This window comes from Nostoc sp. CALU 546 (assembly GCF_048836525.1).
Window position 1 is genome coordinate 56,006 of record NZ_JAWJTF010000049.1, and the last position, 9,269, is coordinate 65,274.

Sequence of the window (9,269 nt, forward strand, 5' to 3'; positions counted from 1 at the left end):
CCCATTCACAGAATAAATTTATCGCCAGAATGATGTTCATTGGTACCACTAACATCTAAGCTAGTACGGGTGAACTATATACAGCATGAAATGTCTGACTTAATTCTGTTTTGGCATCGGCGCGATTTACGCATTTCTGATAATACGGGACTGGCTGCGGCAAAACGGCGGAGTCCGAAGGTGGTAGGTGTATTTTGCCTTGATCCGCATATTCTAGAACGGGATGATGTTGCTCCTGTGAGAGTAACTTATATGATTGGCTGTTTGCAGAAACTCCAAGAGCGATATGCTCAAGTTGGTAGCCAGTTATTAATCCTCCATGCTGATCCTGTACAAGCGATACCAGCTTTAGCAGAGGCTTTAACAGCTAAAGCTGTTTTTTGGAACTGGGATGTAGAACCTTATTCGCAAGAACGCGATCGCACTGTTATAAATGCTCTCAAAGAAAAAGGCATTGAGTTTCTTAACCAAAACTGGGATCAAATCCTCAACTCCCCAGATGAAATCCGCACTGGTGGTAACAGTCCTTACACCGTTTACACACCCTTCTGGAAAAATTGGATTACTAAACCGAAGGCTCAACCAGTAGAAACACTGCAAAATGTTGAGGGGTTAACGGAAGCTGAACAGAAAATTGCAAAACTTGCAGGAGCGATCGCATTACCTTCAGCAAAAGATTTAGGATTTATTTGGGATGAACAATTGATTATTCCACCGGGAGAAGCGGCGGCACAAGAACGATTAGAAGAATTTACTAATAAAGCTATTACTGAATACCAAGAACAGCGAAATTTTCCCGCAGTTGATGGAACATCACAACTGAGTGCAGCTTTAAAATTTGGGGTAATTGGCATTCGCACCGTTTGGCAAGCTACCATAGAAGCACTAGAAAATAGCCGCAGCGAGGAAACAGCAGTTAATATCCGCACATGGCAGCAGGAATTAGCTTGGCGGGAGTTTTATCAACATGCAATGTATAACTTCCCCGAATTAGCTGATGGTGCTTTCCGTGAAACCTTTAAGAACTTTCCTTGGGAAACAAACGAAGAACATTTCCAAGCTTGGTGTGAAGGAAGAACTGGCTACCCAATTGTGGATGCAGCAATGCGTCAGTTAAACGAAAGTGGCTGGATGCATAACCGTTGTCGGATGATTGTCGCCAGTTTCCTCACCAAAGACTTGCTAATTAATCCCCAATTGGGAGAAAAATACTTTATGCAAAAGCTGATTGATGGTGATTTATCTGCTAATAATGGCGGTTGGCAATGGAGTGCTTCTAGTGGTATGGACCCGAAACCTGTGCGGATTTTTAACCCAGCTAGTCAAACACAAAAATTTGATCCAGAGGGGGAATATATTCGGCAATGGGTATCAGAATTGCGGTCTGTAGATACCGAATATTTAGTTACTGGTAAAATTCCACCTTTAGAACGTCATGCTGTTGGCTATCCCGACCCAATTGTGGATCATAAAATACAGCAACAGCAGTTTAAGCTGCGTTATCAACAACGAAAAAATATTAGTAGTGGTGAGTAAATTTGTGAGTTTTTTAATGTTTATTTATAGTATGTCCGGTTAATCAACCTTCTTTAAAAATGTTTGTAGTCAGGACTTGAGTCCTGATTTTGTAAAGCCTTTTGGGCATAAATGCGCTTACCGCGTAGCGTCTCGGAGAAAGGACTAAAGTCCTTACTACAAACATATAAATATTTTTACGGGCATCATTATTATGTCTTGAGAGGTAAACGAGAAATTGTCCATAAGATCAGCAGGAAAATTAAGTAAATTACGCCAACTAGCCCAAACTCAATCAGAGGGATATAAGTTATTTCGTAAATTCTACCCAAACCGCGTTCTGTCAGTGCATAAACGGCCAGTACACTCACTAGAAAGGCTCCGTAGATAGTACGTTTAGTCCAGATACCTAGAGGTAAACCGTGAAGCTGAGTAAGCACCATAATGCCGAGAAAACCAAAGAGAAATGTTGGCCACTTGGTTTGTCCTAGCATCCACGACACAATGACACTATGTAAAAGCACCGTAATTTCCAAAGAAAATGTCCACCAACGATTTACATGGGTGCGGTTAAATATCAACGACGATTGGAGCAGAAGCAAGAACATATAAAGAAAACCAATTAAGTGCCCCCAAGTCGCTTCCATTGGATGATACCAGAAGGTATAGATAGCGGCGAAGGAGAAAAAGTAGCCGTGGTACAGCTTGATAATTTGCAAAAACTGTTGATGGAATGGAACAGAATTGCCAAAAAACAAACCGCGTCGAGGCGTTTCTAAAATCAATACGAACACCAGTAGAAGTACAACCGCACCTTGAGAAGCCCAAATTGAAGTATCTTGAGCTAGAGCATCGTACCAGATATAAGTCTGGAGAAAGTGTAATGCAATGAATGCACCATTAATGGCCAGCATGAGGTAATTAATCGGGTGCAACGCTGATTTGTATTTCAACTGCGATCGCTGCGCCCACAAAATACACGCCCAGATGCTAAACTGATGCCCAAGGTACATACCCCAAGCCGTCGCTCGACTCCAAAAAGTTGGTTGGGGAAGCTTCCAGTAGTACCAATTTAATCCTTGATCAGGAAGTTTGATGATGCTTGCAGGAATGCTCCCACCGATCCAAATTGCGTAGGTGAGAAGGATGCTTACAAAGATGCCTAAAAACAATACTCGGCGACCTGTCATATTAATTCGTAATTCGTAATTCGTAATTCGTAATTTTTAATAAAAAGGGGGAATAACCTTCTCAAAGTCCTCCTTTTTAAGGAGGATTTAGGAGGATCTAAAGTTTTGGATACATCAGCCATAACTTTTAAGAGATCCTCTAATACCTAAATTATCAGGCGATACGTTCTGTGTTTGATTCAGATGCACTTTTAGTAACTCGTAAACTAAGAGCTAAAGCTACTAGCATTACTAAAAATCCACTCAAAAAAGGAGTAGAACTACCAAATTTCATAAAACTAACCCCCGCCCATATTGGGCCACCGATGCGTGCCAAAGCAGAGCAAGAACTGGCAATTCCTAATATTTGTCCTTGTTCTTCTGGGGCTGTCATCTGGGAAATCAGACTGTTTAATATTGGTTGGCTAATACTAATTCCCCATGCTACAAGGGTGGTGGCGACCAACAACAAAATTAAGCTTTGTGAGAATCTAATTAATCCAATTAATAGTAATCCTAAACCTAACCCTACTATCCCCCAGGTAAGTAACTTTATTTCACCCAATTGTTTCTTGAAAAATCCGAGGAGTCCTCCTTGAATGATTGTGCTGACAATCCCCATGAAGGCAAAAAGATAACTTGTTTGTTGAGGGCCCCAGTTTAATTGGTGCTTAGACCATAAAGCTAATGTAGAGTCCATAGCTGCAACAGCAAAGGTAACAAAAAAGTAGATGCCAACAAGCACGCAAAACTGTGGACGCTGCAACACTTGTAGCAAGTTCAGCCGCCGTTGACGGTAGCGATTAGCTTGCATTTTGGCTCTAGTCTCAGAATTTAGGGATTCTGGAAGTAATACCAAAGCACAAAGCAATGCCAATAAAGATAATCCGGCTGCAAACAACGACGGTAGATGAAAGTTAGCGTTGTCTGGATCTGACCCGATTAAAAGACCTCCGATTGCTGGGCCGAGAATGAAGCCAAGACCAAAAGCTGCTCCGATTATGCCCATGCCACGAGCGCGATTAACTGGCGTGGTAATATCTGCGATGTACGCCTGAGCAGTAGAGATATTCCCTGCCATAATCCCCGCCAGACTACGAGCGAAAAACAAAATCCATAATGAGTTGGCAAAGCCTAACCCTGCGTATGCTATTACAGAACCAAATAAAGTGAGTAATAAAATCGGACGACGACCGTAGCGATCGCTAAATCTGCCCCATAATGGTGCAAATAAGAACTGCATTAAAGAATAAATAGCTACAAGTAGAGTCGCTTCATTAGGTTGTGCGCCGAATTGTTCAGCATACAAAGGCAGTATCGGCAGGATAATTCCAAAACCGAGCAAGTCTATAAATACAATCAAAAATAAGACGAATATAGGCCTGCCATTATTTTTACTATTCATAGGTGCAATCCCCTTTTATAAAAAATATGTGTAACTTGGATTAGTTTTATGGACATCAGGGAAAGCTTAAGCGTAAAAATCCATTGAATTGAATAATCAGTTCAAGCAGAATGCATTAATTTGACTGTGATTGAGCAAAATAGCATGGAACAAACCCACTATAAAAATCAAACCAATAATACTACTAATGAAAGCAACTATAGTCTCGTGTCTACGTATGGCTTTTTGTATTTTAGTGTCTATGATGTGTTCTAATTCTTTGTATGACATTGACTTTGATTTGGTTAAAGATAACAAGTATATGGAACTTAGATGCATAGATAAGTTTGAGTGTAGGAATCACATCTGATTGTTGAACAATGTTTTAGATAAAAACTGGATAAAATCGTATTTTTAATCTCAGCATATTTTCAACAATCAAATCAGAGTCCTATATTTGTGAAACGCCTAAATTTATGAAACTAAATCTATTTAGACGTTGTGGAATTGTCAAGGCGTTGGCGTCGTTTTAAAATAGCACCTGAAACACCAAAAGCTAATATCGCCAAGGTATAAGTCGGTTCGGGAATTGCAATAATGCTTAACTTATTAATGGCCAAGCCGTATTGTGGAGCAGAACTACTAAAAACAAGTCGTGAGATGTTTGGAGTGTCGCTACGAATCCCCAAAAACACTGCTGAATTATCTAATGCTAGCGACGAAGTACTCAGAACTGAGAAACTACCCAACAGGTTATTGGCATTATCAAAAGCGTTAATAAAAGTTTCAACTTCTAAATTACTAACGTCTACAGCTATCTGAGTACCAGCACCAAAAACAGGCTGGTCAAAACTAATGCTAAAAGGCCCGCCGTTCCCCAAAGTACCAGGATCAGGAGTCCCAGGAGGAAGAGGAATAAAACCTGTTGGGTCTATACCTCCGAAGAGAATAAAATCTCCTTGGGCGAAATTAGTCCGAATACCAGGAGGAGGTAAAGTTTGAAAGACAAATGGTGGAGTAACCTGAGGATTATTAGTTGGAGCTATATTTATATCCAACCCTAAACCATCCTGAGATATTGTTGAGAAAGAGTTCGGTAAAAAAGCAGAAAAATCAGGAGATACAGGATTAAAGACTTTACCTAAACTTAACCAATCTACTTCATCATTACCAGCTAAATCAGTACGCTCATTTACTAAAAATGTAGCTGCTTTAGCTGGTAACGGAAGAAAAGTTATTATAGCTGTAATTGCTGGTAAATATTTGACAGTAAACTTAAACAACTGATTGATCATACAATGACACAGAGCTTACTTTTAAATTAGTTAAAAAAATAATATCATCAAAATGCAAAAAATAAACACTAAAGCAAGGCAATGTAATGCCAATCTTAAAGAAGATTAAACAATTAGTATGCTTAATGTTTATGTTGCAAAAACTAGTTGATAGCTAGCTGTTAATAGTTGACAATCTAACATCATTTTTGCAACACAGGTTTAGCCTAGTTAACACACAAGTAATTGTGTATCTACCACGCTCAATTTGTTATTGATCAATTACTAGTCAGTACTTCCATAACAAACTTAAAAAGCTTTAAATTGTCATTGAGTTATGACTAGTAATAGTTTTAGACTAACTGAATACTCAAATCGGATGAGAGATTTTCAAGGAAGGCGAACTGAGTTCCTTGGAAAGACAAATTACCGTTAGTATTGTTGTAAGAAAAGTCACTGAGGCTAGTAGTACCAAACCCTGTTTTAGAAACTTGGATTACGTCACTTTGACCAAAATTGTAATCTTTGATGGTGTCAAGACCGTCCTTGAGGCTGTTGAAGATAAACTTATCTGCACCGAAACCACCGCTAAGAACATCATTACCTTCTCCACCAATGATGGAGTCATTACCAAAGCCAGCGGAGATAGTGTCATTACCATCTTTACCTTCTAACCGGTTATTTTGGCTATCGCCAGTAATGCTGTCACTTGCATTTGTACCAATGAGATTATCAAAGTTGAGTACATTAAATGTTATTGTCCCTAGACTAGGAACGTTAAGAGCAGAGATAGTTTGCTCCTGTAGGTTAGCGATGACAGATACCCCAGCAAGAGATTGGGAGGAATCTATGGTGTTATTGGCAACACTAGCATCAGCAATAACCGTTTCTACTTTCAAAACTTGGTCTGTTCCAAATCCACCAGCTTTGGTAATTGTCCCTACACCTGATAGGGTGATGGTTCTACCCAGTCTGCTGTAGTCTGCGGTATCCGTACCATCTCCACCATCAATGCTGTCATTGCCTCGACTGCCCTTGAAGGTATCATCGCCTGCACCACCGAACAATGTGTCATTGCCCAGTCCACCATCAATCAGGTCATTGCCGCCCCTACCATCAATCAGGTCATTACCAGCAAGACCGGTTAATTGGTTATTTTGGCTATCGCCCTTCAGGGTGTCATTGTTAATTGTGCCGATGACATTGACAAAGTTGACTACATTAAATGTTAATGTTCCTAAATTAGGAACATTAAGGGCAGAGATAGTTTGGGCTTGTAGGTCAGCATCGGCAGGTACTCCAAGTAAAGATTGAGATGCATCTATAGTGTTGTTGGCAACACTGGCATCAGCAATCACCCTTTCTACTTGAAAAACTGTGTCTGTTCCAAAACCACCAGCTTTTTCAACTGTCCCTACACCTGACAAGGTGATACGTCTACCTAAGCTGCTGTAGTCTACAGTATCAAAGCCCTTTCCACCATCAATGCTGTCGTTACCTCGACTGCCCTTAAATGTGTCATTACCAGCAAGACCAGTTAATTTATTACTTTGGCTATCACCAGCAATGAAGTCACTTTCATTTGTACCAATGACATCATCAAAGTTGACTACAGTAAATGGCAATGTCCCCAGACCAGGAACGTTATTGGCTGTCAAAGTTTGGCTTTGTAGATTAGCCGTGATCGATACACCAGCTAAAGATGCGGAAGCATCTATGGTGTTGTTAGCAACACTAGCATCAGCAATAATCTTTTCTACTTGAGATAGAGTGTCTTGACCCAATCCGCCAGCTTTTTTAACTGTCCCTACTTCTGAGAGAGTAATGGTTTGACCCAGCTTGCTGTAGTCTACGGTATCTGTACCAACTCCACCATTAATGCTGTCGTTACCCTGACTACCCTTAATGGTGTCATTACCTGCACCACCTAACAAGGTGTCACGGCCTTGTCCACCATCAATCAGGTCGTTGCCACCTCTACCATCAATCAAGTCATTACCAGCAAGACCAGTTAATTGGTTATTTTGGCTATCGCCTTTCAGGGTGTCATTGTTAATTGTGCCGATGACATTATCAAAGTTGACTACATTAAATGTTAATGTTCCCAAACCAGGAACGTTAAGGGCAGAGATAGTTTGGGCTTGTAGGTCAGCATTGGCAGCTACACCAGCTAAAGATGCGGAAGCATCTATAGTGTTGTTGGCAACGCTAGCATCAGCAATTACCTTTTCTACTTGAAAAAGTTCGTCTTTACCTAATCCATCAGCTTTGGTAACTGTCCCTACGCCTGAGAGAGTAATGGTTTTACCTAATTTGCTGTAGTCTGCGGTATCCGTACCATCTCCACCATTAATGCTGTCGTTGCCTTGACCACCTTTAAAGGTGTCATCACCTGCACCACCAAACAATGTGTCATTGCCCAGTCCACCATCAATGCTGTCATTGCCACCTCTACCATCAATTAGGTCATTACCAGCAAGACCAGTTAATTGGTTATTTTGGCTATCGCCCTTCAGGGTGTCATTGTTAATTGTGCCGATGACATTATCAAAGTTGACTACATTAAATGTTAATGTTCCTAAGCCAGGAACATTGAGGGCAGAGATAGTTTGGGCTTGTAGGTCAGCATCGGCAGGTACTCCAGACAAAGATTGAGATGCATCTATAGTGTTGTTGGCAACAGTGACATCTGCAATTACTTTTTCTACTTGAAAGAGTTGGTCTTTTCCAAAACCACCAGCTTTTTCAACTGTCCCTACACCTGACAAGGTGATACGTCTACCTAAGCTACTGTAGTCTGCGGTATCCTCACCATCTGCGCCATTAATGCTGTCGTCACCTCGACTGCCCTTAAATGTGTCATTACCGCCATTCCCAGCCAACGTGTCATTACCATCACCACCATCAATGAGGTCATTTCCCAGACCACCAGAGATATTGTCATCGCCTCCACGACCAGAAATTTGATCGTCACCACTAGTACCCACCAAAAAGTCATTGTTAGGAGTACCAACAATAATGGACATAATATATAACCTTTATAGTTTTGCAAATCAAGCTTGCCTGAGCAATGTAATACTCGCATATTACATTCACTGGAATTATGAATTTATGATGAAATATACTTCAACATAAGTAATGGTCTTTTATATATCTGGCGAGAGAAAAATAGTCTTGTTTACGAAAATTATTGAAATTTGTTCAAGGGACTAAAAATGCGGGTATTCTGTGGCGGAAATTTTAGAAAAAAAATGAAATATAAGACTTATACACTACAAATTCATTGTGATTTGAAGTAAAGAGAATAGGTTGAGGTTGTTTTACTTTTTTAAAGTATTCATTAATAGTAAATAGACCATCAATACTTTTCGGTTGAAGAAGAATTCAGAAGTCAGAATGGGCTAAACGCCCCGCTATCGCTAACAGGAGTCAGAATAAAGACGCTCGCGAACTTGCGAAGCACCGCCAGTCATACAGAATACCCAACTGAATTCTGACGACTGACGCCTTTATTCTGTTCGATAAACCCAAGAATCTCTCTTTTCGTTTGGGGAAAGGTTAATGGGCTTTCAGGTAAAGGTAAATTTAAACCCTTTACCTTTCACTTTTCTCCTTTAATCGAAAAGTATTAACTCATCCCCCTGCTTGGAGCCGAAGGATTTCGAGTCATTAGTCATTAGCACCAATGACTAATGACTAAATCGGCGGGCGGCTATCCCTCCCACCCCTGTACCGTCCGCGGTTCAGCGTCTCTAAGAGTTGGGTGGATAGCCGATTTTGGTTGAATAAGACGACAATATTTAAGGGTCCATAGTATAGAGTTTTTTTTACCTTTACTATCGAACCTATTATTCAAAAAGAGATAACATGGATCGCTGGACCAGCACTCCCCAAAAACAGCCACACGAAAACCACGCCTGCGCGTCA

General features: G+C 40.6%; 5 protein-coding genes. 1 reads left to right on the forward strand and 4 read right to left on the reverse strand.

From position 1 onward, the window contains the following. Window positions 1–90: 90 nt before the first annotated feature. A complete protein-coding gene (locus RRG12_RS22595; RefSeq protein WP_420760789.1) occupies window positions 91–1,536 on the forward strand; it encodes a deoxyribodipyrimidine photo-lyase, 8-HDF type in 1,446 nt (481 codons plus the stop codon). Window positions 1,537–1,727: 191 nt separating this feature from the next. Here RRG12_RS22595 and RRG12_RS22600 read toward each other — a convergent pair whose 3' ends face one another. The 4 genes from RRG12_RS22600 to RRG12_RS22615 form a co-directional block, all read right to left on the reverse strand. Then, a complete protein-coding gene (locus RRG12_RS22600; protein ID WP_420760790.1) occupies window positions 1,728–2,705 on the reverse strand; it encodes a hypothetical protein in 978 nt (325 codons plus the stop codon). A 154-nt stretch (window positions 2,706–2,859) separates the two neighbouring features. Next, window positions 2,860–4,089 carry an MFS transporter gene (locus RRG12_RS22605; protein ID WP_069072730.1) on the reverse strand — a complete coding sequence of 410 codons (1,230 nt, stop codon included), beginning with the start codon at window positions 4,087–4,089 and terminating at the stop codon, window positions 2,860–2,862. Window positions 4,090–4,556: 467 nt separating this feature from the next. Further along, window positions 4,557–5,363, reverse strand: a complete 807-nt coding sequence (locus RRG12_RS22610; protein WP_420760791.1) for a hypothetical protein — start codon at window positions 5,361–5,363, stop codon at window positions 4,557–4,559. Between the two features lie 332 nt (window positions 5,364–5,695). Beyond that, complete coding sequence (locus RRG12_RS22615; RefSeq protein ID WP_420760792.1) at window positions 5,696–8,368, reverse strand: beta strand repeat-containing protein; 2,673 nt, start codon at window positions 8,366–8,368, stop codon at window positions 5,696–5,698. Window positions 8,369–9,269: the final 901 nt, after the last annotated feature.